This window comes from Streptosporangium pseudovulgare, assembly GCF_014648055.1.
Lineage (GTDB): Bacteria > Actinomycetota > Actinomycetes > Streptosporangiales > Streptosporangiaceae > Streptosporangium > Streptosporangium pseudovulgare.
Genome location: NZ_BMQJ01000058.1, coordinates 1 through 1,464, shown reverse-complemented (window position 1 = coordinate 1,464; position 1,464 = coordinate 1). Strand labels below are relative to the sequence as shown.

Annotated in this window: 2 protein-coding genes and 1 pseudogene; 2 read left to right on the top strand and 1 reads right to left on the bottom strand. The window is 67.8% G+C overall.

What is annotated here, in order from left to right:
- Positions 1-156: SDR family oxidoreductase (locus IEZ10_RS40205; protein ID WP_189251419.1), on the top strand; the 156-nt coding region annotated here is incomplete at its 5' end.
- Positions 157-192: 36 nt separating this feature from the next.
- On the opposite strand, the pseudogene IEZ10_RS38430 reads toward IEZ10_RS40205, so the two are convergent.
- Positions 193-543 (bottom strand): annotated as a pseudogene (locus tag IEZ10_RS38430) (Tn3 family transposase); the annotation flags it as partial.
- 135 nt (positions 544-678) lie between these two features.
- Between IEZ10_RS38430 and IEZ10_RS38425 the strand changes: the two are divergent.
- Complete coding sequence (locus IEZ10_RS38425; RefSeq protein WP_189251418.1) at positions 679-1,179, top strand: hypothetical protein; 501 nt, start codon at positions 679-681, stop codon at positions 1,177-1,179.
- The last annotated feature ends 285 nt before the right edge of the window (positions 1,180-1,464 follow it).

Here is a 1,464-nt window from a genome sequence, read left to right as displayed (position 1 = left end):
GACGCCTTCGAATCCGCAGGACAGGCCGTCGCTCTCCAGCGCCTCGCCGATCCCGAGGAAATCGCCGGAGCCATCGCCTTCATGGCCTCCCCCGACGCCAGCTACGTCAACGGCGCCACACTCAGCGCGATGGGCGGCCAACCCGCCCTCGGCTGATCGGCATGCGACCGCCGAGGAAGGCACGTCACATCCTCACTGTCCGTCCTCGCCGCAGTCGTCTTCGTCCAGCTCCGGCGCGTCCGGGTCGCGTAGCGGGCGCAGGTTGCCGGAGGCCGGGACGCCGACGGTGAAGCTGTAGCGGCCGAGCAGGTTCAGGTTGCGGTGCTTGAGCGGGGAGAGCCGGGCGATGTCCTCGTCCCGGATCTCGTGGCCCTCGGCCTTCAGCCGGACGACGGCGGCGTCGATGTACTTCGTGGTCCACAACACGATGGCGTTGAGGACCAGGCCGAGCGCGCCGAGCTGGTCCTCCATCCCGTCCCGGTACGCCTGGTGGATGGTGCCGCGCTTGCCATGGCACACGTCCCGCGCAAGCTTGCCTTCCCCGGGTGGCGGCTATTACGGCCGGAAACAAACCACCATGACCGCAAAGAAGGAGAAGCATCGATTTACGAACGATGTCAGTATTTCCAGCGCGCCTGAGCCTTTCACGCCCCCGAACATCCAGAAGTGGAGCGACCCATGTCCCGATCACTCATCTCCAGGATCGGCCCGAGCAAGAGCATCGCCGCCCTTGCCTCGGCCAGCGCCCTGGCCACCGCGGGTATCCTCACGTTCGTCGCCCCCACCAACGCCGATGTCGCCGCACCCAGCACGTCGACGATCCAGTGCAGCAACGCCACGCTGAAGGGGCACTACATCTTCGGCGCCAACGGCACGTCGGTGCCCCCGAGCGGCGAGAGCATCCCGATCTCCACGGGCGGCCTCGACTACTTCGACGGCAAGGGCGGCGGCACCGGCATCGCCACCTTCGTGGTGAAGGACGCCCTGGTGAACGACCACACCCCGATCACGCTCTCCTACAACATCAAGAGCGACTGCAGCGGGAAGGCGTCGTTCCACCTGGGCGACAGCTCGGCGAACTTCAACGTGTACGCCGACCCCTCCGGGGCGTCGTTCGTCCTGGTCGCCACCGACCCGGGCAACGTGCTGGCGGGCACCGAAACCCGAGTGAGCCGGTAACCTCCCCCGCCCTTTCGTCCCGCCCGCGGGAATCCGGCCGTCACGGCCGGTCCCCGCGGTTCTTTGTGCGCCGCTGCGTTGTGCGCGGCGCCGGGCGCCCGCGAGGAACTCCGCGACGTCGCCGCCGCCGGAGTTGCTGCGTCGTTCTCCCGCCCGCCGCCGCGCAGAGCGAACCCGGCGACTAGGAGCTGTTTGAGGTTCGGATCATGTGGTTGAGGTGAGGAGCTTCAGCCACATGATCGAGCCTCGGAGATGGAGCCCGGCCTCGTAGTTCTCCGGGGTTTC